This window comes from Agrobacterium tumefaciens, assembly GCF_005221325.1.
GTDB lineage: Bacteria > Pseudomonadota > Alphaproteobacteria > Rhizobiales > Rhizobiaceae > Agrobacterium.
Genome location: NZ_CP039890.1, coordinates 216,198 through 242,293, shown reverse-complemented (window position 1 = coordinate 242,293; position 26,096 = coordinate 216,198). Strand labels below are relative to the sequence as shown.

Sequence of the window (26,096 nt, the reverse complement as noted above, 5' to 3'; positions counted from 1 at the left end):
TTCATGAAAGTCTTAGTCAGTGGAGGAAGTCGCGGGATCGGCGCAGCGGTTTGTGTCCGCATCGCGGAAGCGGCTGCAGCAAGGGGCGAGCGCGCCCAGATCGCGGTGTGTGGTCTCGGTTCATTTGAAGGGCAAGACGACGTTGCACGCTCGGTGCGCGCGTTTGGAGGGGATGCTATCACTCTATCGGGCGACCTGGGCAATGTCGATGTGGTTCCAAGGCTCGTGGAAGCCGCGGTATCGGAATTCGGTGGTCTTGACGCTTTGGTTGCCAATGCCGGCGTGGCAAGTCCAGGAAATATCTGTGATTTGTCAGTTGCCGATTGGGATAACATGTTCGCGGTCAACCTTCGCGGAGCGTGGCTTCTGGCCAAATATTGCTACCCGCACTTGAAGCAAAGCCGCGGAGCGGCATGCTTCACATCATCGATGTCGGGACAAGTCCCTCATGCCGGGTCAGGAGCCTATAGCCCAAGCAAAGCAGGGTTGACTATGCTTGCAAAAACTCTTGCCCTGGAATGGGCGCCGGATGGCATTCGCTCGAATGTCGTCTCCCCTGGAATGACGCACACTCCAATGTCCGCGAAGATGTACGCCGATCCAGCGATCAAGCAGGCGAGAGAGGCTCTGATCCCGCTATCGAGGATCGGAGATCCCAAAGATATAGCAAACGCAATCGAGTTCCTGATCAGTCCGCTTGCAGCTTACATCACCGGTCAAGACCTGTGCGTCGACGGTGGCTTCTCAAAATCGATCCTAAGCCACATCCCTGGGCGTCCAAGCTCAAAATCATAGTCGGCGAGGTCGCCCCCTCGAAGGCTGCGAAGGCCAACTCGTAGACCTTCGTGGGCCTAGCTAAGGGGTGCAAATGCGCACGCACAAGGCGGGCTCAACCTGAACAAAGCAGGAGGCTACTTATGTTGAATAGACGTCAAGTATTGGAGCGCGCCGCTTCAAGCAGCCTTCTGTTTCTCACAAATCGTCGAGCATTTGCGCGAACCGACCGGCTATCCCGGCGGATACATGGTGCACTCAGAGCCGCTCCTCGAGCGGCAAACCCAGCTTCGTCACGATTCGCGAAGGTCGATTGAAGAATATTCTCAGCCCTAAGGGAATACGCTATTTCCGTGGCATTCCTACGCACGCCCGCCCATGAGCGCGCTTCGTTTCAAGCCGCCGACGCCTCCCGTTGCATGGACTAGGACGCGCTAGGCTACGCAGAACCTCTCAGCAGCTATATACAATCAAGTGATTTTCTTGCGGTGTTCGATGCTTTACGCTCAGTATCACCGCGCCGCGCGTTTTCGCTGCCGGCGAGAGATTGATCACGGCAATCTCAAGGCCCTACTGGAAACAGAGTAGGCACTCCAGCTTCGCCCTCGAAAAGCTGCGAGAAACCGCCCGCCTATTCAAAAATGCGACATCGCTGAGCACGGATAGAAATTGTTTGCAAAATAGAAACTAATTCCATTTATCTTCTTAACACCTTCGGTGGGCAACTAAGACAGTGCTCGGAATGTGACGAGTGCCGCTGCATTGGTATGTATTCTTCGTGCTGTTTTGCCGTGCGCGCCTTGGATGTGACGTCAGTCGGTAATTTGAAGCGTCTGAGCGTAGAGGCAAAGCCGGAGTCCCTCCGTTTTGATGCGCGGATCTTGAAGTTATTAGATAAGGGGATGGGGAAAAATGATATTCAACATACGGAATGTCCTGATCGGGCTCTTTATACTCGTTAGTGTCGCTTTGGCCGGATTGTTGGGGAATTCTCTGCTGTCTTCTTTAGAACGTGCCCGCGTGTATACCGAAGTGTCAAATTTGATATCGATGGATAAATATCTTTTTCAGGTTCTGGTGAACGTGCGCGGCGAACGGGGAGACTCGGCAACCGCATTGACACTTTCTCCCGCCGACGGGGCGGGTGCTTGGGCGGCAGCGACCGGCGCACGAGGACGGGTCGATGCGGCAATGGCGCAAGCCATCGCCAAAGCCGGGACGCTCGCACGCCCAGAGCTCAGATCGGCGCTCGATCGCGCTCAGCAGATCTATAGTCAGTTTGTCAGTTTGAGACAGAGGATAGATGCAAACATCGCTCTGCCACTTGCGCAGCGCGAGGTCGGACTTGACACGTCCATCCTCAGCGTCGGTAGTGAATTCCTTGCGGCGCTCGAGGCCGGTTCTGTTGCGATGGAGCGCCGCGTTCGTTCTCTAGATGCCAGCCAGATCGCACTGCTCGAAGTGCGATCCTTCGCTTGGTCTGCTCGTGCTTTTGGCGGCAATGCCACGGTTATTCTAACAGGTGTTGTCGGTGCTGGCCGTCCGTTGACCGAAGCCGAGCTAGTTAAGTTGTCTGGACTTGACGCTAGCGTCGCTTTCGCATGGAAGTCTGTTTCAGACCTTGTTTCCCATGATGACACTCCTGATGTTTTGAAGGCTGACTTTGCCGTCGCTGACAATAGCTACTTCAAGGGACAATTTGCCGAGCAGCGCGTACAGCTGCTAGCTGATCTCGCCGCCGGAAAGCCTCTGAATTTCACGAAGGATAGCTGGCGCACGACCGTCACCGCTGCGTTAGGCACAATTGCAGCCGTGGCGTCATCCACGATGGATGTGCTCGACCGCCAAGCCGAAGTCGGCCGCCAGGGCGCCGTTCTCGAAGCCATGATCTATCTGGCGGTCTTTATCATCACGCTCGCCATTTGCGTGACCGGTATGGCTGTGATCATCTTCCGGGTGACTCGGCCGATCAGCAGACTGACATCCTGCATGGGTGAACTCTCTTCCGGAAATCTGGCTGTGACGGTGCCAAGCGCGTACCGCCGAGACGAAATTGGCGAAATGGCCCGTTCCGTCGAAGTGTTCCGCGAGGCCGGCATCCGCAACAAGCAATTGGAACTGGATGCTGCCACAAGCCGCGAGCAGGCCGAGCGCGACCGCGTCGAGACACAGTTCAGGGCCGAGGCCGAGGCCGAAGAGCGACTGAACCAAGCTACTGGTTTGTTGGCGTCAGGTCTTCGTCGCCTGTCGTCGGGCGACATGGTCTGTGAGATCAAAACGCCTTTCGACCCCCAGTTCGAAAGTCTGCGTCACGACTTCAATTCGTCGGTTCTCCAACTACGTGAGGCACTGTTACGGGTTGGCGAATCGGTCTCGACTGTCAATGGCGGATCCCAGGAAGTCTCTACGGCATCCGACGATCTTTCCCGCCGCACAGAGCAGCAAGCAGCCTCTCTAGAAGAAACCGCAGCCGCGTTGGAAGAGATCACGGCAAATGTCGTTTCAACATCGAAGCGAGCGAGTGAAGCCCGTGATACCGTTCGGCACGCCCGCAACAAGGCGGATGATTCGGGCAAAGTCGTCAGCGACGCCGTAGCCGCGATGGAGCGCATTGAACGGTCGTCTAGGCAGATCGGCCAGATCATCGGCGTGATTGACGAGATCGCATTCCAGACAAATCTTCTTGCTCTGAACGCGGGTGTGGAAGCCGCTCGTGCTGGCGATGCCGGCAAGGGCTTTGCTGTTGTCGCGCAAGAAGTGCGTGAACTTGCCCAGCGTTCGGCTAACGCCGCTAAAGAGATCAAGACGCTCATTGGGACGTCCGCCGTCGCCGTCACGGAAGGCGTCAAGCTGGTTGCCGATACCGGCGTCGGTCTCGGGGAAATCGGGCAACTCGTTCTCTCGGTCAGTGATCATATGGAAGCCATTGCCACGGCTGCACAAGAACAGTCCGCTGGACTTACACAGGTGAACACCGCTGTTAACCACATGGACCAGGCAACACAGCAGAATGCTGCGATGGTTGAGGAGATGAATGCCGCAGGTGCCGGTCTCGCACAGGAATGCCTAACTCTGCAGAGCCTGCTTTCCGAGTTTCAGCTTGGGCAGACTGCCTCCGTGCTCCATCAGATTGCCCGGAGGATGGAGGCGGTCGTATCGCCCATGCCTTCAGGCGCCCCCCCACGTCCGTCAGTACCGGTTGGCTTGCGACCTGCGGTTACCACCACATCTCGCATGCGTGTGGCGCCTACGCATGGCAATGTCGCGGTAGAGAAAAACGACTGGCAGGAATTTTGACTTTCCGGGGATAGGTTGGCTAACTCTGGGAACCGTGACTGAAGCGTCGGTGCTGGCTCGCCAGTCCGAACCCCTGGCGAAAGCCGGACGCAATCGGGCAGGCCGTGTCCGGGCATGGAATACTGTGCATGGCGCAGATTGATTCATCTAGGAAAACAGTCCACGATTTGCTTTTCGTAAGCGCAGATTGCTGATTGGCCTCACTTTGCATCCCCGGCGAAATAAGCGCTCGCCTTTTTTAGGATGTCTCGCTCCTCGGTGACGCGAGCCAGTTCCTTTTCAGTCGCCTGATCTCCTCGTCGTAGCCCTTGGCGCTCGACGCAGCAAACTTCTCCTTCCATTCGTACAGAAAATGCTGGCTAACCTCGAGCTGCTGCGAAGCCTCCGCAACCCGAAAGTCTCGCTCAGTAATCTGACACTGTGCGTCGCGCTTAAAGCTCTTCGCTGAAATTCGATTTGCTCATGGTGCTCTTCTTGCCTCAAATTTAGGAAAGAAGGTGTCTACAAATCTCGGGGCTATTCAGCATCGCATATGCCACGCGGACTACCGTGATCTTTATTCATAGCTTTAAGGCTGTGGCCGAGAATTTCGTGCAATTCACACACGCGTTCCGGACTTAGCTTCTCATGAAGGCTGTTTTGCGCCTCCCGCCATGCGAGGCGGGCTGTCGTCCATCTCGCTCGCCCCTCCCCGGTCATCTCCACAGAACGACTGCGGGCGTCGAGGCCAGGACAGAGACTGATGAGCTTCTGATCCAGGAGCGGCCGCATGTTCCGGGTCAAGGTGGACGCATCCATTTCCATCACCCGCGCCAACTTCCCGAGCCCCACCGGGCCCAAGACGGCAACGTGAGATAGCAGAGTGTACTGCGTGATCTTCAGCTGCGCGCTAGACAGATATCGGTCGTAGTGGCGGCTCACCGCACGTGTAAGCTTCCGCAACACGAGATTCGTGCATTCGTTTATCTTGACCGACTTGATCATGGCTTTTAACTTACAGAGATTATTTGCATATACAAGGGTTTCAGTATGGGCGTTGACGAGTTGACTGCCTCTTGGATTCGGGAAGAAGAGGAGGTGCGCGGCAGGTTCCTTCCGGCCGGTGTGATGCCGATCGAGAAACTCGCGGAGCGGTCCGGGTTGGAAACGCTGAATGCGATCTTCTCAGGCGAACTTCCCCCTCCTCCGATAGGCGAAACCCTGGATCTCGTTCCGATACACATCGAGACAGGCAAAGCGGTATTCCAAGGGCGGCCTTCGAAGAGGTACTACAATCCTCTGGGAGGCGTGCATGGCGGCTGGTTCGCGACCTTGCTGGATTCAGCCGTAGGCTGCGCCATCCACTCGACCCTGGAGCGTGGCCAAAGCTACACAACGCTCGAACTGAAAGTGAATTACATCCGCCCCCTGACAGAGAAGGTTCGCATAGTGCGCGCCGAGGGCGCCATCATCCACGTCGGCCGCCAGACAGCGACGGCCGAAGGCCGGATCATCGGCCCCGATGGCAAGCTGTATGCGCACGCATCAACGACCTGTCTCATTTTCCAGCACCAAGGAGCCAAGAATGGCTAACTCAAAGATTGTCGTCTGCTCGCCACGACGCTGAGAGCATTGGCTATCCGCGAAACCTTGGTATGGTCGGGCTTGGCGTCGGATCCGCAGACCATCAATGCAGCTATCATGGGACAGTTTGTTCACGCCAGCGCCAGAATGTATCCCCCGAGGCAGGCGGCCATCGGTGGCGGCTTGCCGTTGCAAGGGCCGGCGCTGACTGTCAATCGCGTCGCCCACCAAACGCGGGCGTGGCACCTCAAACTTCGTTGGCCGCACTCTGCTCAGTCCGCCAAGCCGGGTATCATGTGCACTAGCCTTGCGATGACCTTTGAGCAGTTCGCCTGGGGCGCGATGTGACAGGCGTTCGGCTCCGTGCCCGTAGTCAGGCCCCAATCGGCAATTTTAAACGCTGACCCTTTCGGCCCTTGCGCTATCGATCCATTCTGTATATGATGACCATCATGCGAAAATCAACAATCAACTCCCGAGCCGCCGCCAAGGAGGCTTCCCACAAGAGGATCGTGCAGGCTGCCGCACGCGCCATCCGGCGCAGCGGCTTTGACGGCACGGGTGTGGCCGACATCATGAAAGAGGCCGGCTTGACGCATGGCGCCTTCTACGCCCACTTCGACTCGCGCGAGGCCATGCTGGCCGAGGCGGCGGACCAAGCTGGCGCCGAGTCAAACGCCGCTGGCGCAAGTGCCATCGCCTCAGCGTCTTCGGAGCAGGTTTTCCAGGCCTTGGTGCACGCCTATCTTTCCAAGGCACATCTTATGAGCGTCGAGACGGGATGTCCCGTGGCCGCACTGGGTTCCGAGATGCACCGTCAAGCGCCTGAGGTGCGCCGAGTGGCCACGCGTGGCATCAAGGAAATGATCGATCAGGTCGCGCGCCAGTTACCGGATTGGGGGCAGCGAGGTGCGCATGAACGCGCTTTGGTGACGGTGGCCACCATGGTAGGCACGTTGATTTTGGCCCGCGCAGTCGATGACGCTGCCTTGTCTGACTCTTTGTGCAGTGCTGCATTGAAGCGTCTTGAGCCCTCAGGGTCGTGACTGACCGCTTCATTTTTTTGATCTTACATATGATGATCATCATACCAAATTCCCGTCAACTGCCACTGGTTGTGGTCCTGAATCTGGAGCTACCAAGGAGAACCTATGAAAGCCTTCATCGTGGATAGTTACGGCAAGCGGGAGCATCTGCGGGCTGGCGACGTTCCAGAACCGGAACTGGGGGCCGACGAGGTGTTGATCGAGGCCCACGCGTCAGCCGTCAACCTCATCGACGCCAAAGTGCGCAATGTCGAGTTCAAACTCATCCTGCCTTACCGCACACCCTTCATCCTGGGGCACGACGTGGCGGGCGTGGTGGTGCGTGTCGGCTCCCGCGTTAGTCAATTCAAAGTCGGCGACGAGGTCTACGCCAGGCCCCGTGACCTGCGCATCGGAACCTTTGCAGAATTCGTTGCGGTCAATGAAGACACAGTGGCGCTCAAGCCCAGAAACATCTCCATGGAGGAGGCCGCCTCCATCCCCTTGGTCGGTTTGTCTGCATGGCAGGCGTTGTTCGAGAAGGCCAAGCTTCAGACGGGTCAGAAGGTCTTCACCCAGGCGGGTTCCGGGGGCGTCGGAACATTTGCGATCCAGTTGGCCAAGCACCTGGGCGCCACTGTGGCCACCGCCACCAGCGCCGGCAACGCCGCGCTAGTGAAAGACATGGGCGCGGATGTCGTGATCGACTACAGGAAGGATGCCTTTGAAGATCGGCTGCGGGACTACGACGTGGTGCTGAACAGTCAGGATGAAAAGACATCGAAAAAGTCCCTGGGCGTGCCCAAGCCTGGCGACCACGTCGTGTCCATCACAGCGCCGCCGGACCTCCAGTTTGGCAAGGACATCAAGGCTTCGTGGCCAGTGAGACAGCTCTTCAGAGCGCTGGGTTTCAGCGTTCGCCGGAAAGCCCGGCGCCTCGGGCTCAACTACACCTTCCTATTCATGAGGGGCAACGGAAGCCAGCTTCGACAGATCGCATCGCTCATCGAGGTGGGCGTCATCCGCCCGGTGATCGACAAGGTCTTCCCCTTCGAATCCACCAACGAAGCCCTAGCTTATGTCGAAAGCGGCCGCGCCAAGGGCAAGGTGGTGATCAGGATGCGATGAAGTCCCACAGAACGACATCGCACCCCCCGAAACATGACGAACTTACTCGAACTCTCAAACAATCATCTGGAGCCTTCCATGAACATTGAAAACTCTGTCGTCCTCGTCACCGGTGCTAACCGCGGTATCGGCCTGGCATTTGCCCGCGAACTCCTTGCACGTGGTGCCCGCAAGGTCTACGCCGCCGCACGAGACCCTGCCACTGTGACGCTGCCGGGCGTGCAGGCCCTGCGACTTGATGTCACCAAGCCCGAAGAGATCGCGGCTGCAGCACGGGTGGCCCCCGATGTGAACCTGGTGATCAACAACGCCGGGATCGCCCAAGTCGGTGGCTTTCTTGCCGATGATAGCGAAGAAGTGGCTCGGCGCATCTTCGAGACTAACTTCTTCGGCGTGCTGAACGTGAGCAAGGCCTTTGCGCCCGTGCTCAATGGCAACGGCGGTGGCGCATTGATCAATGTGCTGTCAGTGGCCTCCTGGGTCAACGGCGGCGAGTTGGCTGCCTACTCGGCGAGCAAGTCAGCGGCATGGTCTTTGACCAATGCCTTGCGCCACGAGCTCTCTGGCCAGAAGACCCAGGTTCTCGGCCTGCACATGGCCGGCGTCGATACCGACCTCACGCGCGGCTTCGAGATTCCGAAGACGAGCCCCGAAGAGATCGTTCAGCGCGCACTCGATGGCCTGGCTGCGGGCGCCGACGAAGTCCTGGCTGACACGTTCACCCAGCAGGTCTGGCAAGGCTTGACGGCCCCACGTCCGGCCTACCTTCCCCAAGCCCAGTGAACCGACGCTGCAAATCCCCATCGACAGAAAGCCCGACATGCTCTTCACACCCTTCGTTAACCCCTCCCTGCAGCTGAGCAATCGCATAGTGATGGCGCCCATGACGCGGCATCGCGCCGTGGAGCACAACACGCCCAACGCCCTGATGGCCGAATACTACAGCCAACGGGCCACTGCCGGCCTGATCGTCACCGAGGGCACCTCGCCGTCGCCCAATGGGCTGGGCTATCCACGCATTCCGGGCCTGTTCAACCAATCCCATGTGCAGGCGTGGAAGCAAGTGACGCAGGCTGTCCACGCACAGGGCGGCAAGATTTTTGTGCAGCTGATGCATACCGGCCGCGTGACTCATGCGGACAACCTGCCGGCGGACGCTGAAGTTCTGGGACCGATGGCAGACGTTTGCCCCGGCGAGATCCGCACCGACACGTTGGGCATGCAGCCACACAGCGCGCCGCGCGCCATGACCGCGGAGGACATCGCCCACGCGGTAGCGGAGTACGCTCGGTCGGCTCAATTGGCCATCGAGGCGGGGTTCGACGGAGTCGAATTGCACGCGGCCAATGGCTATTTGATCGAGCAGTTCCTGAACGCCAACGTGAATCGGCGCAGCGATGGGTATGGGGACGGTTTCCATGGCCGTAACCGTTTTGCGCTGGAAGTGGTTCGTGCCACTGTGGCCGCCATTGGCGCAGACCGCGTTGGCATTCGCCTATCGCCATGCGGCGTGTTGAACGGCACGGGCGCCTACCCCGATGTCGAAGCCCAGTATCTGGCGCTCGTCGAAGAGCTGTCGCAGTTGGGCATTCTGTACGTCCACCTTCTGGACCATTCCGCTTTGGGCGCCCCTCCAGTGCCTGCCGAGCTAAAGCTACTCCTGCGCGCCGCGTTCAAGCGTGTGTTCATCCTCGCCGGTGGCTTCGACCGGGCAAGCGCCGAGCATGCGCTTGAGGAAGGTCAGGCAGATATGATTGCTTTCGCCCGCCCTTTCATCGCCAACCCGGATCTGGTGGCACGCATGCAGACAGGGGCACCACTCAATCCCTTGGACATGGCGACTTTCTATACGCCTGGCCCCGAGGGCTACACCGACTACCCTGAGCTCCACGCTCACAGCTGAGCCAATCCCCCATGGGTTGAAAGGCGCCAGCTGAGAGAGTGGTGGATGCCGTTCTGCTGCACAAACTCCCGTAAACAGGCAAACACAGGAAATTACTAATGACGAAAACGATCGTGATTTATCATTCAGGCTACGGTCACACTAAATCTGTCGCTGAACATGTGGCCAAGGGAGCTAATGCAGAATTGATCGCAATCAGCTCTGAAGGCAATATTACGGATGAGGATTGGCAAGCGCTGAATGCCGCCGACGCCATCATCTTTGGGACGCCGACGTATATGGGCAATGTCAGCTGGCAGTTTAAAAAATTTGCTGACGCGTCGTCGAAGGTCTGGTTCGCTCGGAATTGGCAAGACAAGGTCTTTGGGGGCTTCACGAATTCCGCGAGTCCCAGCGGGGACAAGCAGGTATCGATGATCGCTTTGCAAACGCTTGCTTCGCAGCACGGTGGTATCTGGGTGAGCTTGGGCCAGGCACCGTCCAGCACGAAAGCGGCTACCTCGGACGATCCCAATAATCTCGGAGGTTCGGTTGGACTGCTAGCCCGTTCGCCTGCTGACGCCTCCGTGGACGAAGTCCATTCCGGCGATCTTCATACCGCAGCGCTCTACGGCGAGCGCGTAGCCGCCATCGCTACCAAGCTGAAGGCGTAGCATTCTTGACGACCCTTTCACCCGCCGAACAATCCGGCGCACCATAGAAAGTTGAACCATGATCCCGCTCTTCCTTCTTGCAGCAGTTGCTGTTGGACAGCCGCCGGCACTCTCGGTGGCTTCCACTGCCGATCCCGCACCACTCCATCAGCCCGCGCGTGGCGACGAGGAGCTCAAGGCAAACAAACGTGTCGTCATCGAATTCTATAACCTGGCGCTGAACAAGAAAAACGCGGATGCGGCCATCGCACTGATGGGACCGACCTACACCCAGCACAACGCCCGTGCACCCGACGGAAAAGATGGGTTCCGGACGTTCATTGAGAGCTTTCGGGAAAAATATCCCGCCTCCCATAGCCAGATCCTTCGCGTATTCTCAGATGGTGACTATGTGATCCTTCATGTTCATCTCGTGCGCGAACCAGGAAGCAGGGGCGAAGCTGTCGTCGATATCTTCCGGCTTGATAACGGTAAAATTGTCGAACATTGGGACGTCCTGCAGGCCGTCCCCGAGACCATACCCCACAACAATACTATGTTCTAAATCTTTCCCTTGATGCCCGCTACTGCTACTGAAACGAGATACCTGGGCTGATCGGAACTTCTCAGGAGTTCCAGGAGCGTCGGTTACACCCTGAGTTTGAAGACGTTTTATAAGCGCCGGCCACCATCAAAGGTTCTGCTCAGGCGGCAGGTGCTTCAACGGAAAATGCCGCCCGCCGCGACTATCTGTTCCAATGTATCGACGTCGATCAGAGCGCCATTTCCGATTTCTACTTCGGCAACCAGAGGTGCGGCTAGATCAATCAGGCTGCGAGCACCTGTGTCGCCAACTAGCTCTTTTAACGGTCCAAACAAATACCTCGGAAAAATCACAGGATTGCCTGGCACACCCTGCGAGACTGCACGAACCACAGACTGGCCAAGGTGGCGGCGGAACTCCGCAATCAACTTGTCCAGGTCATCCACGATCAAGTCGGGCATATCAGCGAGCATGATCATAATGCCGTCCGGCTGACTCGTTTCCGCGACGGCTACCCCTACATGCAGTGAACTTGCCATGCCTGACATGTAGTGTTCGTTGTGGGCCACGCCTACAGCTAAGTCCGCTATCTCGGCTTCTATCTTTGCCCTCATGTATCCCGTCACCACCGTGATCGAGTGGCTTTGGCAACCGAGGGCGATCAGTGTTGAGCGCCGAATGAGGGACACCCCTTGAAACTCTGCGAGCAGTTTGTGAAACCCATTCGGGCTTGCACGGCTCGATCTTCCTGCAGCAAGCACAACCACGGAAACACTGAAGAACGGGCATTCTTTGACGAACGCGTTTCTCATCCGAACGCTGCCAGCCGAGAGGCAGCCACGTCGCCCAAAACCGATAATGCGATTGATGTTGCGTCTCGCGCCGGACCGAAGATGCCGATCGGCGCTTTTATGCGAGCGATGTCCGATTGTGTGAAAGACTGCAAGCGTAGACGCTCCGAGCGTTTTCGGTGGGTGCGAGTGCTGCCGAGCGCTCCTACGTAAAAGGCTGGCGATCGAAGTGCTGCCTTGAGGACCGGAAACTCGGCGTCGAGCTCGTGATGTAGCAGAACTACCGCCGTGAATGGGTCGATTGCGTTTGGGTCATTCAGCCCTTCGGTGGCGGAGCTAAATTGCAGGACCTGGTAAAATGATGCCCTGGCAAGACGGACCACCGCTTCGGCTTCGGCCGTTGGGCCAGAGACTAGAAGGCGTGTTCTTGGTCGATAGATTACCTCGAAACGATCTTCCACCCAACCCGTTTTCGAGGCCGTGACTGCATTGCTGAGCTTACATTCTTTTGGAATATAGCAAAGCCCTGCCGCTTTTCTCCGGCGCAAGTCATTCAAGACGCTGCAAAGCGGATGTATGTCGCGAACAACATGAATTGCCAGGGAGAGACCTCCGCCACATGGAAGAACTATGTCAAAAAACGGAGACCCTTCTCCAAAACTTACCACGCGATCACGGCCGTCCGATATTGCGAGAAGCGCCTCGGCCGCGACGGCGGCTTCCACACATCCGCCAGAGACATAACCGCAAAAACGGCCGTCCGCCGCAACAGCGACATGCGAGCCAAGCGCGCGTGCCGCACCACCGCGGACTTCGCTGAGCGTCGCCAAAGCGACTGGTCCGTTGCGAAACTGGTCAACGACAAATTGCAGCAAATCTACGGGATCATCGCTTGACGATGCTCTTTCCGGAACTGCATGTGAGGTTGGAGCCAGCATCGGATGCTATCGCATTTGCAAGATAATGGGGTCGCTGCTGGCCGGATCGGTGTGTTGGCGAAGCCCCTTGACGTCTTCTTCCGCTACCGTCTTGCCGTGATTGCCCCAGGCTGAGCGCACATATGTCAGGACATCGGCGATCTCTTTGTCCGTTAGTTGTTCACGGAAAGGCGGCATTCGATATGCGCCCGGGACGGTATTGCTGACGACCCGAACCGATCCGTTCAATACCACATTGATTTGCGAGTCCGTGTGCTCGATCAGTGAAGAAGCAGCGCCGGCAAGCGGAGATATCCATTGGTTCTGTCCCCGACCGTCGGGGCCATGGCAGAAACCACAGCGTTCTGCATATGTCTGTTCCCCCGGAGTGCGCTTGCTGATCGAAATCGAGGTCGGCGCCTCGACATAGCGCCAAGGGGCACCGTCACCGGAGGGGTCGCCGGGTAGGGATTTCAGATAATGGCTGATCGCACGCAAATCGCTTTCAGTCATGAACTGCAATGAGTTGTTGTAGACCTCGGTCATCGAGCCAAAAACAACCGCATGTCGGTTACGGCCATTTTTGAGAAACTGAAAGATGTCCTCCTCGCTCCAGCGACCAAGACCTGTGTTATGATCCTGACGAAGGCTTGGTGCATACCACCCATCCAGTACGGCACCTGATAGGAAGTCGGGGCTCAATTCATCTAGACCTTTTTCATTCATGCCGAGGCCGCGGGGCGTGTGGCAAGCACCACAATGTCCGGCAGCCTGAACAAGATATGCGCCCCGGTTCCATCTCTCGTCCTTACCCGGCTTTTGCGCATACACGCCTCCATCGACGAACATGGCATTCCAGAGTGCCAGCGGCCAACGTATGTTTAACGGCCACTCAATATCCGCTGGTTCGTTCAGTTGCTTCACCGGCGCCACGTCATTCATGAAAAAAGCATAAAGCGCAGTGATGTCATCATCGGTCATTTTGGCATAAGACGGATAGGGCATCGCAGGGTAGAGACGGCGTCCGTCGGGGGTTACGCCGTGCCGGACGGCCCGGTCAAAATCCGCAAGGGAGTAGTTGCCGATACCCGTCGTTTTATCCGGCGTAATGTTTGTCGCGAAAATTGAGCCGAGTGGCGTGTCCATCTCTAGCCCACCGACAAAGGGCTTGCTCACCGGAGTGCTGTGACAGGCGACACAATCGGCCTGACGTGCAACCATTTCGCCCCGTATTAGAAGCTCCGGGGTTGCCTTGGTAGCTGCTATGTCATTGTCGAAGGCTGATGTCGGCAAGCGGGTGACGAACAAGGTCAGACTGCCAGCGACAATGACAGCGATCCCGCTTAGAACTAGAAGCATTTTCTGCAAAGGCAATCGATCCTGTGTAAGGTGTCTTGTTGGGTGACAGCCTCAATTGATGAGGGAGCCATTGCGATTGTGCGACGGTGAGGATGCAATCACGAGGTAAGCCGAAGTTGCTTCAAGTCTCGAATCTGTAATGTGATAGGGGCATGCTGCGTAGGCGCTTCCCGGTCAGAGTAGAGACAGCATTCGCGACCGCCGGGGGCACCGCCGGGAGGCCTGGTTCGCCTATTCCGCCCATTTTCTCTCCGCTTTCGATGATCTTCGTATGCACGCGCGGCATTTGGTCCGGAGACAGGACCCTGTAAAGATCATAGTTGCGGGCGACGGGCCGACCCTTCTCATAGACGGCTTCTTCGAAGAGGACCTGGGACAGACCAAGGGCAACGGCTGAGTTTATCTGGGCCTCGATGATACCCGGGTTGATAATACTGCCTGGATCTATCGCTTGCCAAAGATCGTGAACTACAACCTCTCCGGATTGGATCGACACTTCGGCAATCGCAGCGGTGTGGCTACCGAACGGGGATGCCATGCCGATCCCGCGGGCACGTCGGGAACCGTCTTCTGCTGTAAATGGACCACGTTTCCAGCCGCCTGACATATCGGACACAGCCTCGAGGAGATTGGTCAAACGGGCGTTGTTCCTGAGCAACTGAAGGCGGAGGTCATACGGGTCCTTGCCGCCCGCGTCAGCCATTTCGTCGAGAAAGCACTCGTAGAAAAAGTCATTCATTGAGTGGCCCACCCCGCGCCAGTAAGAGACCATCGCGGGATTTTGAACATAGATTTGTGCGATGCGTCTGTTGGGGATTAGATAGGATTTTCCAGTCAATCCCTCGACTGCGGTCTTGTCGATTTTTTCAGGATTGTGTCCCCGAATCCCTTCGGTCGGCCCCTCAGAGACGCTAACGGCTTCGACCGCCATTGGCATGCCGCTGTCGTCAAGGGCAGCGCGAAACCGAACCGCCGCCATCGGCCGCAAGGTGTCCCTCAGAAACTCTTCCTCGCGGCTCCAGATCAATTTGATCGGGCGCCCAGTTTCTCTCGCAAGCTGAATGGCCTGTTTATATGGATTGGCAGCAACGCAAAGGAAGTGTCTGCCGAAGAAGCCGCCAAGCAAGGGACTGTGGATATTGATTTTCGCAAGGTCCAAGCCCGTGCTTTTGGCGATATCGGCCTGGAACACTTCCGGCGATTGGTTGGGCATCCATACATCGAGGGTGCCGTCGCTGCTAAAGCGGGCAAGCGTTGACGGGGGCTCTAACTGAGCGTGGTTGAGGTACTGACTCTGATAAGTTGCCGAGACGATTTTCTTGGCAGACGCGAGGACGCCGGCTGGATCACCTTCCGTTTCGGCATCCCTGCCATCACCAGGCTCGTGTACGAGTCGATCCGCAAATGCTTTGGTTGAGAAGTCGATCGGCATGATACGCCCGCCTTCAACGGCCGAAATTCCGTCAGCTTCCTGCCAGTCTACCTGAAGTGCTTCGGCGGCCCGCTTTGCAGTCCACCAGCGCTCTGCAACAACAGCGACTGCGCCGGGCAGGCGATGAACCGACAGGACGCCGCGCATTGCCTTGACCGCATCCTCGTTGAAAATTGTACCAGCCGACATACCAAGTCGCGGTGCGTGCTGCACAGCGGCTTGCAACATGCCCTCAACCCTACAGTCGATGGCATAAACAGCGCGCCCGACGGTTTTGTCAAAAACATCCAGGCGCGGGATCGACTTTCCAATCCATCGGAACTGGCTGCGGTCCTTCAATGTCACGTGATCTGCGGCTGGGATCGGAAGGTCAAACGCATGCCGGGCGATGTCGCCGTACGAAAACGACCGGCCTGTCGCTGCATGGACAACGCGTCCTGGTTCGGTTGTCAGTTCATCAAGGGGAACATCGAGCCGCGTGGCCGATGCCTGAAGAATCATCAGTCGAGCCGACGCACCGAGACGGCGCATTGTATCGTAACTGAGACGCGTGGAATTACTTCCTCCGGTCAATCGCATGCCAAAAATGATTTGATAATCGGGGCCCGCAGGCGCATTTTCCACCGTGAAAGACGCGGGGTCGAGGTCAAGTTCCTCACCAACGATTTGCGCCATCCCGGTGAATATGCCTTGACCGCCCTCGACGAAAGGGCTCAACAGACGTGCGGTATTGTCCGGGCGAATTTCCAAAAATGCTGGAACACGCGTACCGGGCGCGACCTTGCCAGCCGCTTCCTGCGCTCGCGTCGACTGGACAGGTATTCCGAAGCCAATAACGAGCGCTCCGGCAGTCAGACCGGCGGAAGCCAACATAAAACCACGACGAGAAAGATTAATCGGAGCACCTGAGGACATCTCGCCCTTTGTCGGCCACTCGCGGAAATGCTCGTTCATAGAGTGGCCTCCGTGCGCTCTGCTACGTCATTCACGGCCGCCTTTATCGCGTTGTAAGTCCCACAGCGACAGAGGTTAATCATAGCCGCAGCAATATCGTCGTCGCTCGGGTTAGCGGTCTTTTTCAAAAGCGCAGTCGCTGCCATCACCTGTCCGGACTGACAATAGCCGCATTGCGGGACCTGATGCGCGACCCAGGCGGCGACGACACGTCGGCCGACCTCGTCCTCCTGGATGGCTTCGATCGTCGTGACTTTCTTGTCGATGACACCGTCGAGGGGTGTCACGCACGATCTCGTGATCTGTCCATCGACTAGCACCGAACACGCGCCGCATTGAGCGAGGCCACAGCCAAACTTCGTTCCGATGAGACCAAGTTCGTCCCGGATCACCCAGAGCAGCGGGGTATCGGGTTCAGAATCCACGTCATACGTTTGATTATTGACGAGCAGTTTCAAACAGGTGACCTCCAGTTAAACGATCGGCAGGACAGCCTTTGCGGTGGATCCGTTTTGCTCAGGTGCCCGCACACGTGACAAGTGCGGACGATCCATGAGAGTAACCCGCTCGGCCCTGGGCAGACGAACAACAGCTGGCTTTATCGCTGGCCAGACCCGCTCAGCGAGGCTTCGTTCAGTTGCTGAAATTCTCTGTCTGAAAGGGTGACGGCTGCTGCGGCCACATTCTCGTCCAGGTGAGCTACTCGGCTTGTTCCCGGAATTGGCAGCATCACCGGACTGCGCTTCAGTGTCCAAGCCAATGCGATTTGTCCTGGTGTCGCACCCTTTGCTTTGGCCAGAGTGTCAACAATCCCGCCTGGCTGCGCTAGCGTGCCAGCGGCCAATGGGAACCATGGAATAAAGCCGATACCGTTTGCTTCGCAATACTCAAGCACGGCTTCGTCGGCCCGGTACGCCAAGTTATAGCGATTCTGCACCGTGGCGACTGGAAAGATCTTTCGCGCCGCCTCGATTTCCTCGACTGTGACCTGACTGAGACCGGCGAAGCGGATTAATCCCTGATCGATAAAGGAACGGATCGCCTCAAACTGCTCGAGTGCCGGTACCTTCGGATCGATGCGGTGCAGTTGCCACAGATCGATGCGATCGATTTTCAGGCGACGCAGGCTCATCCGAACGGCCTGTCCAAGATAGTTTGGATCGCCTACTTGAGGCCACGTACCTTCAGTGAGCCCCGGACGCACGAGCCCTCCCTTCGTCGCTATCGTCAGTCCCTGGTAAGGGGCCAGCGCCTCAGCGATGAGATACTCACTAACAAAAGGACCGTAGCTGTCGGCCGTATCAATGAAGTTTACGCCGAGCTCGGGCAAGCGTCGTAGAACACGGATAGCTTCTTCTCGGTCTTCTGGTTCTCCCCATATGCCAGGGCCCGTGAGCCGCATCGTTCCGAAACCCAGCCTATTAACCTCAATTTCTCCTCCGACTTTGAATTGACCTGAAAGTGTTGCGTCTGGCTTCGTCATGGCGATGACCTCGCTTATGTTATGACTGTTGTTAAACGGGAAACCCTTACCGTCATTGGCAATCCAGCCCGATATTGTGAATTTGGCGTGAAATTATAAGAGCGATTGAATTTCAGATAGCATATGATATTTTGATATACAATAGTATATTTTGGCCTGATCCAGGCAAATGTCTCCGGCCATTCCAGACCTTCCCGATGACATTTTGAGAACGCGCCCGCGCCGGCGTCAAACTTCCTGAAGGGTCCGGAGAGCCAAACGTCTGGGCTAGCGGAGGGACTGGTCGATCTCGCGGTGCTTTATGATACCGGCGCGATCAGCACCGCCAGGATTATGAAAGTCAAGGTTTCTCCAGCGGTGTCGCATGTCGATGACCAACTTGCCACGCACGAGACGGTCTGGGTTCCCGACGTTGCGGAGTTGCTCTCAGCGCTTAGTCTGACATTCAATTTGACGGAACTCGTTGGATATTGTTCATGTCGCGAAAACCCTGATCGAGGTTGATTACGCGACTCCGGTACGACCCGTTGGTCGAACCGCTTTCCGGCGATCGCGCAAAGCTAATAGAAGCGGTTTCGAAAGAGCCTCTTGCCCCCGAGACGATCAGCTCTGTGACAGACCAGGGGCTGAATGGATGACCCCATATCCCGTGTCGTGCACGCGATTGCTCAGTCAGCGTGGTTGATGCAACAACGCGCGCAAGATATTGGACATGAGGTTAACGCCCGCACCTTTATGGATAGCGCTGTCGAGGATGGCACCCCGCCCTAGTGACATCAGCCCCCCCGCGAGGTCCTCTAGGGCGGCAGGTGGAGGAACATTGCTGAGGGCGAAAAGTCGCCGAGCGAACTCCGCGTAAAGTGCGCGTTGCTCCTCCATGAGCAACCAATATGCCCTACCAAATTCAGAATTGCGTACCGCGTGTAGTTGAAGTTCCGCTGAAACAACAGCGTGTTCAGTACCTGCAGCTAACCGTTCGGCCCGAGCATCAAGACCGTCCAGGGCTGCAGTTAGGTCATCCCCTGCAGCCTCGATGATGGAGTTAATGCGGCCTGCTTCCTCGAGCTTGTAGAGCTTCAAGACTTCCAACAGCAAGGCCTCTTTGCTATCGAAGTTGGAGTAGAATGCGCCCTGCGAGTAGCCGGCACCTTCGGCAATATCGCGCACAGAAGCACCGTTGAATCCGCGCGCAGCTACCTGCCGACGAGCAGATTCGATCAGACGCTGGCGGGTCTGTTCTCTGGTTTCTTCCCTTGTAAGGCGACGACGGGTCTCTTCAGTCATACAATTCCGATATCACGCAGTATTCCGATTTGCAACGAAACATGGTGCCCTTGACGCACACCCTAAAACGCCGACTTCTTCAGAACATGAATAATATGGGCCGCATGCAAAAATGCAGCTTTCGCATCCTGCGAATGAAGTTCTCGCTTAGATGCGTTGACAGCGCGGAGGTAATTTTCCGCTTCTAATACAAGAGGAACGTTGCGGATCTGAGTGTCGTTGAGCGCGCGACCGATCAGAATGGCCGCAACATTTAGCCTCTGCCGGATTTCTTGCTGACTAAGGTGCTCAATTCTATTGGCAGAGTGAAGAAGCTCACGAATGTAGTTTGATTTTAGGGGCACTGAGGAGTGACTTCTTGAGAAACGGAAGAGCGATCGCCAAGTCAACGTGAGTACGAACGCGCGCTCGCTCGCTTGGATCGTTGTGTGGCAACTAGCGAAGTTCGGACTGATATCGCCAAGCAGGTGGCGCTTAATATTCAAATATCAATATATATCAAAATGTCAAGTGATATATGAAGTATCAAAATTCTTTTAGCCGATCTAGGCGTGGCTCACTTGTCGAACGATCCGTTTTCAAATGGAAAAGCCGCAAAGAGAGAAGCATTCCAGCATCACGCAGTCCTCAAATAAGATGCGCGCGGATTGCCAAAGCGACCAGGTGAGACATCGTGTGGACCCCGAGGCGCTTCCTGGTCTCTTGGAGCTTGCTCTTGACTGAGTTGTATTTTACTCCTTCCAAGTTAGCCGCCTCTTCCATGGTTTTTCCAACGGCGATCCATTTTAGATAGGCCGCCTCTTTGGGATCGAGCCAAGCTGGGTGTTGTACAGTGGGTGTGAGCGGAAGAAGGCACATCCGTGCATGAAGTTGTCCGACAACGGCTGCGGCTGCCACGACATCAATATCGCGGCCCAGGTTAAGGGTCGGCTTTGCAGAAGCCATCGTGAACATCGACATAGAACCGTTGGCTGCCCTTACTGGAATGGTTACGCCGGAGCGGATGTCGAACTCTGCGGCACGCGCATAAAACAACCTTTCTGCCTTTGTCACGCGGGGGCTGTCCTCATCACCGCTCCAGACGAAAGCCTGTCTCAGAGTCCTTGCGCGTTTCACGACAGGGTCGATCGTGGTGAACTTTTGCTTAAAATAAATAGACCGCCACTCTGGATGATAATTCGTGACAGCGAGAATATGGCCAGGCTGCAGGTGAAGGTACGCATAGCCCTCAAAGCCAGCGTCCTTGGTCAGATTTTCGAGGGCGTGCTGAAGCACGCTGTCGCTGCCCTGCAGCGCGCTGATATCGGTCAGCTTGTCCAGCCAAGAGTGCATGATATACCCCGCTTTAGGAATCAGTTGGGACAGGTCATTCGTAGACTCCAATATTAGTGCTGTGTCTGAACTCGCTGGCTGAGGTGGTTAGTCTCTCTCCGATCTGCACTGTGCTAGCGCCGATTTGGGTTCCTATTCTCTAGATGTCCACTGGTGGGTCTCATTCCTCTGTATCGCGCCACCGGGTCTGCTTACACCGAGTTGTTGTTCAAGAGGGGCACGTACCATTCCCAGCCTCCTTTCCCAGTTTTTTTGAGCCGGTAAAGCGCGTTATCAGCGCGCCGTAAAACCTCCCGCAAATCATCACCGTCTCTTGGCCAAAGGCTCGCGCCGATGGTTGCCCCTACGCTGACTTCCATTTCCGCGCACTTGAAGGGCTTGTCGAATGCATACCCAACACGTCGGCAGACGATCTCAGTCTCCCTCACGCTCAAGCCAGGCACCAGCAGGACGAACTCGTCGCCGCCAATTCTGAAAAGGAGGTCGCTCCTCCTTGTACACTCGCGTAGTCGGCATGCGACGGCCTTTAGGACTGCATCTCCGCAGTCGTGGCCCAATGTATCATTGATCGGTTTGAAATCATCAAGGTCGACAATCAACACCGCAAGGTGTTGCGATGGCTCGCCGGCGGCGGCGGTTGTTTCGATGCTCCATTGAGCCTGGAGGGCTCGTCGATTGCCCGCCCCCGTGAGCGGGTCTTCAAAAGAAAACCGGCTGAGAGCCTCTTCGGCAACCTTACGTGCCGTCACGTCTTCGAAAGTAGCGATCCCAATCCCTATATCGTGGAGCAGGATCCCGCGATGTTGTACGGTCAGTATTTTTCCGTCACCGCAACACACGCGTAACTCTTGCACATCGACTTCGGAAATCCCTTCTTCCGCGATGGTCCATACCGTTCGCCAGCGTTGACGGGCATCTGCGCGCTCTGACTGGTCTACATAGGCGTTATCAATCCAGTCATCGACCGTTAGGAAACTGTCATCTTCGTAGGAGAACACGCGTTTAAACGCACGGTTTACGAACTGAATACGACCATCCGACAAAGTTGCCCATGAAAGGGGCACGGGTACAGCGTCAAGAATGATGTGCAAATCGCGATGCGATACCAACCTGCCGTTCTCTGCGCGTTCGAATAGTTCCTTCATCGCTTCTTTGCCATCGTTTATAGCGACCGGTGTTGTACGATCGCTCCTCTCTACAGGTCGATTGGAATTGCGTTGCCCTCATCGCGTTCGAGCACGAAGGCACCTGCCTGCGGAATATCCTTGAAATCCATGATTCCCAATATCGTATTCGCATCGATTTTCGCGAAATGATCAAGGATCGGCCTCGCGTCGTAAAGTAGGGAACCGGTGAGTTTTTCACGATATCGAACGGTACGCAGGCGCCCCCCGGAAAAACTCGTGCGTAGGTCCGCGCGCGAAAGCTTAGTGAACTCGGACACAGCTTCCGGCACTGAGGTTGCGTTAACCGAGAGCGGAAGCCGACTGGGATCTATAGCGAAAAGCTCCGTCCCATCTAGCGAGTGTACGATAAGCGGATGCGCATCCTCGACACCCTTAAATACTTTTCCGTACCAGCCGAGAGTGTCCAGCAGGCTGTCCATAGGGTGATCAGTCGCAATCACAAAGCCCTTCCAACGACCAATCAAGAAGTCGGTGGACACAGGGTCGAGCTCATCGAAGACCCTCAGAACCGTCGCGGTATCCGAATTTCGTTCCCGAAGCATTTGATCGAGCATGAGTCTACTCCATTTGCAGTTGAAGAAATTCGTCGACCCGACCAGTTGAGTATACTTCGCGGCGCTACCTGCGCAGCAGGCTCAATTAGCAACTGGCGCGAGGCCGATTTTCAGTAGGTGATTTGCATTCTTGCGCTTCTCGATTAGCCGTCAGCAAACGAGCGTTGCTCAACGCTCCTTTCTTGGTTGGCAGCCTGGGGTCAAGTTCTCTATTCACTTTGAATAGCATATGGTATTCAGATTGTAAATGATATGTAGCGCCCGTTTATCAGGATATACAAGTCGATCCGGCGTGCTCCAAACTGCTGCAACCCGGCGGATCTTTCCGTCATCGAACTTGGGACATCCAGAATTCTTGCTGCCCGTTATCGACTTGTCGGGCAGGTTGTAGAAGCCCCGAGGAGGAGATCGCAAATGACATGGAGGTCGGTGACTACACCAGTGCACAGTGACCGGATTTCCGGCGTCGGCTTGTAGATATCGGGGACCATGAAAGTCATCATCCCGGCGGAGGAGGCAGAGCGGACTCCGTTGAACGAATCCTCCAGGGCCAGGCACTGATCGGGCTCCACCTGGAGCCTCCTCGCTGCGACCCGAAATGGATCAGGCGAAGGTTTACCAGCAGCGTAATCCCCATGCGCGATAATCGCGTCGAACCGGCCCTGCAAACGGTGAGCGGAAAGATGTTTTTGCACTGTGGCATGGGACGACGATGTCGCGATACATCGCGGGAGCACAAGTTTATCAAGCACGTCAAGAAGTTCGACAACCCCCGGCTTTAAACGGAGTTGCTTGCTGGCGAGCGTTTCGAAATATCTCATCACTGCGTCGCCGTATTGGTCGACCGGGAAATCCGGTCCCATTTGCTGCAGAAAGGAAAGTTTGTTTTGGGCCCATGGCACGCCAATGGCACCCTGCATTAATGCCAACGGCACATCGTGCCTCACCTCGCGAGCGGCCTCCATAAACGCTTGCTGATAGAGTACCTCTGTATCGAAAATTAAACCATCCATGTCGAAGACGACTGCAGAAGGCATATATCGCAACATCATGATCCCTCGCGTAAACCCAGGCCGGTTTGTCTTCGTGATGGCGAAGCCCCACGAACTGCCATCAGTCCGCCTGCATTTTAAATTTCACTGAATATCCAGATATCACATGATATACGAAAGAGCAAAGCATAGCCCGCTGTTTCGTTGTGAGCCGGAAATCGTTAGGAAGCCAAGTGATTCATACCACCTCATCTTCAGATCGGGAGGCCTGAGCCCCTCAACAACCTTCCCGCTTCGCTTATGCTAGTGATTGTCTATTCTTATTTTTCAACGGTATTGACCTGGAAAGACAATGTCCTGATCCACGAGAACATTAAATTTGTAGCCCGGTCGGATCTCCAACGTCGGCTGCACATCCATATTCCGCTGGATCGTCCGGTCGGCCACTCGCCCAAAGGTTTCAGCAAAATTCCGCCTCGCAGCATCGGATGCCGTATCCTGGGTGGCTAGCGTTGAGCTCTGAGGCACCGCCATGTCGATGCCCGTCCCGATCAGCGCGATCATGACCGCCGAGCCGAAGGTTTTCAGATAGTGGTTGTTCACCTTGTCATTGAAGCCGCTGTAGCCGCTCGCATCCGTGCCGGCCATGCCGCCAATCTGCAATGTCGAGCCGTTCGGAAAGATGATGTCGGTCCACACGACAAGAACCCGGCTCTGGCCGAACGACACCTTGCTGTCATAGCGACCGAACAGTTTAGTGCCCTGCGGAATCAGCAGACGATGGCCTGTTGCGTTGTCATAGACGTTCTGACTGACCTGAGCGGTGATACGCCCTGGCAGATCAGAGTTGATGCCTGAGATCAATGTCGCCGGAATAACCGAGCCCCGTTTCAGCTCGTACAGGGACTGCTGCGGCACGACGCGGTTCGGCAGATAGCCGAGATCCTTGAGATCGGCATTGAAGAAGTCTTCCTTGGAGCTCTGTCCGTTCGGATCGACGTTCTGTCCCCCCAGACCGGCGCGCAGGGCCGCGGCGTAAAGATCGGAAGCGTTTCCGTTCGCCGCAGCTGTCGTCGTCCGGGCTCCGGCGCTCGCATCGTTTTCCGACCCCACTCGCAGTTTGCCGCGATCGATGGCAAGCGGCGCATCATAGGCGGAGTCCCGCGCCTGCATCCGCGCCATCCGTTGGCGCTGTTGCTCGCGCAGGACCTGTTCCTGTTGTTCACGGGCCAGACGCGCACGCCACACCGCCTCCGGCTCCAGTTCAGATTCGCGCCGTTGCTCCTGTCTCTGTTCGGCCTGCGCGAACGGATTCGCCGCCTTCTCTTCGGCCTGTTTCGTCTCGGCTGGCGTCGGCTGAAACGTCGTCTGCGGCTGTGGCTCGCCGATGATACCGTCGGTGACACCACGCTTGATCTGGTCGGCATAGGTCGATGCCAGATTGCCGGAACTGGTGTCCGGGCCGCTGTCCTTGCCGAAGTAAAGCCCGCGCGAGGCGAAGCCAAAGAAAATGATTCCGAGGAAGGCGACCAGCAGCACGATCACAAGGATGACCGGCACGCGGTTCACCCGCTTGATGCCGGATGCGGCCTGATTGTTTTGCGCACCACCGAGTTTGAGAGACTGCACCATGATACCCTCCCTCACCCGCGCCGCATGAGGGACAGGGCGCTTGCCGGTGTCGCACCCGATGTCGTCACTGTGTAGGCCCGGCCGAGTTCGATACTGCTGGTCGAAAGCCGCGCGAGCACCTGGCCGTCGTGGGGCACGATGACATACGCGAGCGGAACGACGGTGGCGCCGCTATCCGTCTTTTGGTCGGTGACAACGGCATAGCCCCATCCCTTCAACGCGGCTTCAAGTGCCTGTCCGAAGGGAGAACCATCCTGCTTGAGCACGATGGTCGCCTTCCCCTGTCCGATCTGTTCGGCAAGTCGGCTGACCATATCGCCCGCAATGGCGCCCGCGGCTGGTCCGGAGACCTCTGGCGCTGCTGCGCTGGTGGCAAGACCGTCTGTGTCCATCGACTGGCAACCGGAAAGTAGGATGGCGAGAGCGCAGACTGCGGCGAAGCACAGTATCTGGCCATGACGGAGCGGGGTCTGGCTGCGGAAGTTCAGCATCACCGCCCTCCCCTGCTGATTGTCACCTTCTGCTGTTTCCAGCCGACGCCCGAGACGAGGACAGCGCGATCGATATTGTAATCGACCACCATCATGTTGCTCTTCATGCGATAGTTGACGATGCGGTTTTGGCCGCCGGAGACGACGAAGAGAATCGGCGCATCCTGACCGGAAATCGACCGCGGAAACTGAATATATGTCTTCTGCCCATCCGAGTAGACTCGGGTCGGTCGCCAGCCGGCACTGCCCGACATGGAATAGGCGAAGCTTAGTTGCTCGGCGGGAACTCCGGCGCCAGGTATCGTGCTGGCTTCCAGCCGTGCGTTGACGTCGGCAAGCTTTGCCGAGACGTCCTCGGGATATTCGAACCCGACGCGCGCCATATACTGCGTGACGTGCGATTTCAGCTGGATATGATAGGTCCGCCGCGACGTCGTCACGACCATGGACGTAACCAGATCCGGCTCCGACGGCTTGACGATCAGATGAATCGCCTGGCCACCGACCGCACCCGAGGTCGCAGGCTCGACCTTCCAGCGCACGGTATCGCCGACCAGCACGTCGCGAACCACTTCGCCACCCTGAAGTTCGATGTCGCAGACTTGTAGCGGTGAGCAGACGACGGACGGCTGCACTTCGCCATAGAGGAAGACCACCTTTCCATCAGCACCTTTCGTCACCAGCCCGCGGCTTCCGCGCCATTGTGTCGAAATCCCCATGCCTTTCGCCTCGTTGGCGGTGACACCATCGGCGGCGAGAGAAGCAGACGGGAAGGCGGAGGAGGCAGCAACGGCGATAGCAATGATGCCGGCGCTCATCGTG

General features: G+C 56.9%; 23 protein-coding genes and 1 pseudogene. 9 read left to right on the top strand and 15 right to left on the bottom strand.

Features of this window, described 5'->3' with window-relative positions:
* The first annotated feature begins 3 nt into the window (after positions 1 to 3).
* On the top strand, positions 4 to 795 hold the full coding sequence (locus CFBP5499_RS26685; RefSeq protein ID WP_080830576.1) for an SDR family NAD(P)-dependent oxidoreductase: 792 nt from the start codon (positions 4 to 6) through the stop codon (positions 793 to 795).
* Between the two features lie 891 nt (positions 796 to 1,686).
* Complete coding sequence (locus tag CFBP5499_RS26675) at positions 1,687 to 4,071, top strand: methyl-accepting chemotaxis protein (RefSeq protein WP_080830575.1); 2,385 nt, start codon at positions 1,687 to 1,689, stop codon at positions 4,069 to 4,071.
* A 227-nt stretch (positions 4,072 to 4,298) separates the two neighbouring features.
* On the opposite strand, the pseudogene CFBP5499_RS30650 reads toward CFBP5499_RS26675, so the two are convergent.
* Positions 4,299 to 4,535: pseudogene (locus CFBP5499_RS30650) on the bottom strand (transposase); the annotation flags it as partial.
* A gap of 565 nt (positions 4,536 to 5,100) precedes the next feature.
* Here CFBP5499_RS30650 and CFBP5499_RS26665 point away from each other — a divergent pair.
* From CFBP5499_RS26665 to CFBP5499_RS26635, 7 genes are all read left to right on the top strand, one after another.
* Positions 5,101 to 5,643, top strand: coding sequence for a PaaI family thioesterase (locus tag CFBP5499_RS26665; protein WP_080830573.1), 543 nt, complete (start codon positions 5,101 to 5,103; stop codon positions 5,641 to 5,643).
* Between the two features lie 431 nt (positions 5,644 to 6,074).
* A complete protein-coding gene (locus tag CFBP5499_RS26660) occupies positions 6,075 to 6,680 on the top strand; it encodes a TetR/AcrR family transcriptional regulator (protein WP_080830571.1) in 606 nt (201 codons plus the stop codon).
* Between the two features lie 105 nt (positions 6,681 to 6,785).
* A complete protein-coding gene (locus CFBP5499_RS26655; RefSeq protein ID WP_080830570.1) occupies positions 6,786 to 7,787 on the top strand; it encodes an NADP-dependent oxidoreductase in 1,002 nt (333 codons plus the stop codon).
* A gap of 78 nt (positions 7,788 to 7,865) precedes the next feature.
* A complete protein-coding gene (locus CFBP5499_RS26650; RefSeq protein ID WP_080830636.1) occupies positions 7,866 to 8,570 on the top strand; it encodes an SDR family oxidoreductase in 705 nt (234 codons plus the stop codon).
* A gap of 37 nt (positions 8,571 to 8,607) precedes the next feature.
* The gene (locus CFBP5499_RS26645) at positions 8,608 to 9,690 is read left to right on the top strand and encodes an alkene reductase (RefSeq protein WP_080830569.1); all 1,083 of its coding nucleotides are present in this window, start codon (positions 8,608 to 8,610) and stop codon (positions 9,688 to 9,690) included.
* A gap of 98 nt (positions 9,691 to 9,788) precedes the next feature.
* The gene (locus tag CFBP5499_RS26640; RefSeq protein ID WP_080830568.1) at positions 9,789 to 10,343 is read left to right on the top strand and encodes a flavodoxin family protein; all 555 of its coding nucleotides are present in this window, start codon (positions 9,789 to 9,791) and stop codon (positions 10,341 to 10,343) included.
* A 58-nt stretch (positions 10,344 to 10,401) separates the two neighbouring features.
* Positions 10,402 to 10,887: a nuclear transport factor 2 family protein gene (locus CFBP5499_RS26635; RefSeq protein ID WP_080830567.1), complete on the top strand. Its 486-nt coding sequence runs from the start codon at positions 10,402 to 10,404 to the stop codon at positions 10,885 to 10,887.
* 155 nt (positions 10,888 to 11,042) lie between these two features.
* Here the strand turns inward: CFBP5499_RS26635 and CFBP5499_RS26630 are convergent, their stop codons facing one another.
* From CFBP5499_RS26630 to trbG, 14 genes are all read right to left on the bottom strand, one after another.
* Entirely contained in the window at positions 11,043 to 11,678 is a 636-nt protein-coding gene (locus CFBP5499_RS26630) for a nucleotidyltransferase family protein (protein ID WP_080830566.1), read from the bottom strand.
* Entirely contained in the window at positions 11,675 to 12,595 is a 921-nt protein-coding gene (locus CFBP5499_RS26625) for an XdhC family protein (protein WP_080830565.1), read from the bottom strand. The genes CFBP5499_RS26630 and CFBP5499_RS26625 overlap by 4 nt, the downstream gene beginning before the upstream one ends.
* A gap of 6 nt (positions 12,596 to 12,601) precedes the next feature.
* Positions 12,602 to 13,933: a c-type cytochrome gene (locus CFBP5499_RS26620; protein WP_080830564.1), complete on the bottom strand. Its 1,332-nt coding sequence runs from the start codon at positions 13,931 to 13,933 to the stop codon at positions 12,602 to 12,604.
* Between the two features lie 121 nt (positions 13,934 to 14,054).
* A complete protein-coding gene (locus CFBP5499_RS26615; protein WP_080830563.1) occupies positions 14,055 to 16,319 on the bottom strand; it encodes a xanthine dehydrogenase family protein molybdopterin-binding subunit in 2,265 nt (754 codons plus the stop codon).
* Positions 16,316 to 16,777, bottom strand: coding sequence for a (2Fe-2S)-binding protein (locus CFBP5499_RS26610; RefSeq protein ID WP_080830562.1), 462 nt, complete (start codon positions 16,775 to 16,777; stop codon positions 16,316 to 16,318). The genes CFBP5499_RS26615 and CFBP5499_RS26610 overlap by 4 nt, the downstream gene beginning before the upstream one ends.
* 140 nt (positions 16,778 to 16,917) lie before the next feature.
* Positions 16,918 to 17,802, bottom strand: a complete 885-nt coding sequence (locus tag CFBP5499_RS26605; RefSeq protein WP_080830561.1) for an aldo/keto reductase — start codon at positions 17,800 to 17,802, stop codon at positions 16,918 to 16,920.
* A 672-nt stretch (positions 17,803 to 18,474) separates the two neighbouring features.
* Positions 18,475 to 19,086, bottom strand: a complete 612-nt coding sequence (locus CFBP5499_RS26600; protein ID WP_080830560.1) for a TetR/AcrR family transcriptional regulator — start codon at positions 19,084 to 19,086, stop codon at positions 18,475 to 18,477.
* A 627-nt stretch (positions 19,087 to 19,713) separates the two neighbouring features.
* On the bottom strand, positions 19,714 to 20,418 hold the full coding sequence (traR, locus tag CFBP5499_RS26595; RefSeq protein ID WP_080830635.1) for an autoinducer-binding transcriptional regulator TraR: 705 nt from the start codon (positions 20,416 to 20,418) through the stop codon (positions 19,714 to 19,716).
* A gap of 191 nt (positions 20,419 to 20,609) precedes the next feature.
* Positions 20,610 to 21,563: a sensor domain-containing diguanylate cyclase gene (locus CFBP5499_RS26590; protein ID WP_080830558.1), complete on the bottom strand. Its 954-nt coding sequence runs from the start codon at positions 21,561 to 21,563 to the stop codon at positions 20,610 to 20,612.
* 50 nt (positions 21,564 to 21,613) lie between these two features.
* Positions 21,614 to 22,159, bottom strand: coding sequence for a GXWXG domain-containing protein (locus CFBP5499_RS26585; protein WP_080830557.1), 546 nt, complete (start codon positions 22,157 to 22,159; stop codon positions 21,614 to 21,616).
* A 365-nt stretch (positions 22,160 to 22,524) separates the two neighbouring features.
* The gene (locus CFBP5499_RS26580; RefSeq protein WP_080830556.1) at positions 22,525 to 23,211 is read right to left on the bottom strand and encodes an HAD family hydrolase; all 687 of its coding nucleotides are present in this window, start codon (positions 23,209 to 23,211) and stop codon (positions 22,525 to 22,527) included.
* 267 nt (positions 23,212 to 23,478) lie between these two features.
* Positions 23,479 to 24,783 (bottom strand): IncP-type conjugal transfer protein TrbI, encoded by a 1,305-nt coding sequence (gene trbI / locus CFBP5499_RS26575; protein ID WP_080830555.1) that lies wholly within the window; start codon positions 24,781 to 24,783, stop codon positions 23,479 to 23,481.
* Positions 24,784 to 24,794: 11 nt separating this feature from the next.
* Positions 24,795 to 25,274, bottom strand: a complete 480-nt coding sequence (gene trbH / locus CFBP5499_RS26570; protein ID WP_080830554.1) for a conjugal transfer protein TrbH — start codon at positions 25,272 to 25,274, stop codon at positions 24,795 to 24,797.
* On the bottom strand, positions 25,274 to 26,092 hold the full coding sequence (gene trbG, locus CFBP5499_RS26565; protein WP_371507040.1) for a P-type conjugative transfer protein TrbG: 819 nt from the start codon (positions 26,090 to 26,092) through the stop codon (positions 25,274 to 25,276). Before trbG ends, trbH begins: the two co-directional genes overlap by 1 nt.
* Positions 26,093 to 26,096 lie beyond the last annotated feature (4 nt).

What these genes read in the sequence shown, in the direction of transcription:
- CFBP5499_RS26620 (WP_080830564.1), bottom strand. Translation starts at nt 13,933, where the DNA reads ATGCTTCTAGTTCTAAGCGGGATCGCTGTCATTGTCGCTGGCAGTCTG.
- CFBP5499_RS26600 (WP_080830560.1), bottom strand. Translation starts at nt 19,086, where the DNA reads ATGACTGAAGAGACCCGTCGTCGCCTTACAAGGGAAGAAACCAGAGAA.
- CFBP5499_RS26630 (WP_080830566.1), bottom strand. Translation starts at nt 11,678, where the DNA reads ATGAGAAACGCGTTCGTCAAAGAATGCCCGTTCTTCAGTGTTTCCGTG.
- trbH (WP_080830554.1), bottom strand. Translation starts at nt 25,274, where the DNA reads ATGCTGAACTTCCGCAGCCAGACCCCGCTCCGTCATGGCCAGATACTG.
- CFBP5499_RS26650 (WP_080830636.1), top strand. Translation starts at nt 7,866, where the DNA reads ATGAACATTGAAAACTCTGTCGTCCTCGTCACCGGTGCTAACCGCGGT.
- trbI (WP_080830555.1), bottom strand. Translation starts at nt 24,783, where the DNA reads ATGGTGCAGTCTCTCAAACTCGGTGGTGCGCAAAACAATCAGGCCGCA.
- CFBP5499_RS26675 (WP_080830575.1), top strand. Translation starts at nt 1,687, where the DNA reads ATGATATTCAACATACGGAATGTCCTGATCGGGCTCTTTATACTCGTT.
- CFBP5499_RS26580 (WP_080830556.1), bottom strand. Translation starts at nt 23,211, where the DNA reads ATGATGTTGCGATATATGCCTTCTGCAGTCGTCTTCGACATGGATGGT.
- CFBP5499_RS26590 (WP_080830558.1), bottom strand. Translation starts at nt 21,563, where the DNA reads ATGAAGGAACTATTCGAACGCGCAGAGAACGGCAGGTTGGTATCGCAT.
- CFBP5499_RS26655 (WP_080830570.1), top strand. Translation starts at nt 6,786, where the DNA reads ATGAAAGCCTTCATCGTGGATAGTTACGGCAAGCGGGAGCATCTGCGG.
- CFBP5499_RS26615 (WP_080830563.1), bottom strand. Translation starts at nt 16,319, where the DNA reads ATGAACGAGCATTTCCGCGAGTGGCCGACAAAGGGCGAGATGTCCTCA.
- trbG (WP_371507040.1), bottom strand. Translation starts at nt 26,092, where the DNA reads ATGAGCGCCGGCATCATTGCTATCGCCGTTGCTGCCTCCTCCGCCTTC.
- CFBP5499_RS26585 (WP_080830557.1), bottom strand. Translation starts at nt 22,159, where the DNA reads ATGCTCGATCAAATGCTTCGGGAACGAAATTCGGATACCGCGACGGTT.
- CFBP5499_RS26635 (WP_080830567.1), top strand. Translation starts at nt 10,402, where the DNA reads ATGATCCCGCTCTTCCTTCTTGCAGCAGTTGCTGTTGGACAGCCGCCG.
- CFBP5499_RS26625 (WP_080830565.1), bottom strand. Translation starts at nt 12,595, where the DNA reads ATGCTGGCTCCAACCTCACATGCAGTTCCGGAAAGAGCATCGTCAAGC.
- CFBP5499_RS26605 (WP_080830561.1), bottom strand. Translation starts at nt 17,802, where the DNA reads ATGACGAAGCCAGACGCAACACTTTCAGGTCAATTCAAAGTCGGAGGA.
- CFBP5499_RS26685 (WP_080830576.1), top strand. Translation starts at nt 4, where the DNA reads ATGAAAGTCTTAGTCAGTGGAGGAAGTCGCGGGATCGGCGCAGCGGTT.
- traR (WP_080830635.1), bottom strand. Translation starts at nt 20,418, where the DNA reads ATGCACTCTTGGCTGGACAAGCTGACCGATATCAGCGCGCTGCAGGGC.
- CFBP5499_RS26665 (WP_080830573.1), top strand. Translation starts at nt 5,101, where the DNA reads ATGGGCGTTGACGAGTTGACTGCCTCTTGGATTCGGGAAGAAGAGGAG.
- CFBP5499_RS26660 (WP_080830571.1), top strand. Translation starts at nt 6,075, where the DNA reads ATGATGACCATCATGCGAAAATCAACAATCAACTCCCGAGCCGCCGCC.
- CFBP5499_RS26640 (WP_080830568.1), top strand. Translation starts at nt 9,789, where the DNA reads ATGACGAAAACGATCGTGATTTATCATTCAGGCTACGGTCACACTAAA.
- CFBP5499_RS26645 (WP_080830569.1), top strand. Translation starts at nt 8,608, where the DNA reads ATGCTCTTCACACCCTTCGTTAACCCCTCCCTGCAGCTGAGCAATCGC.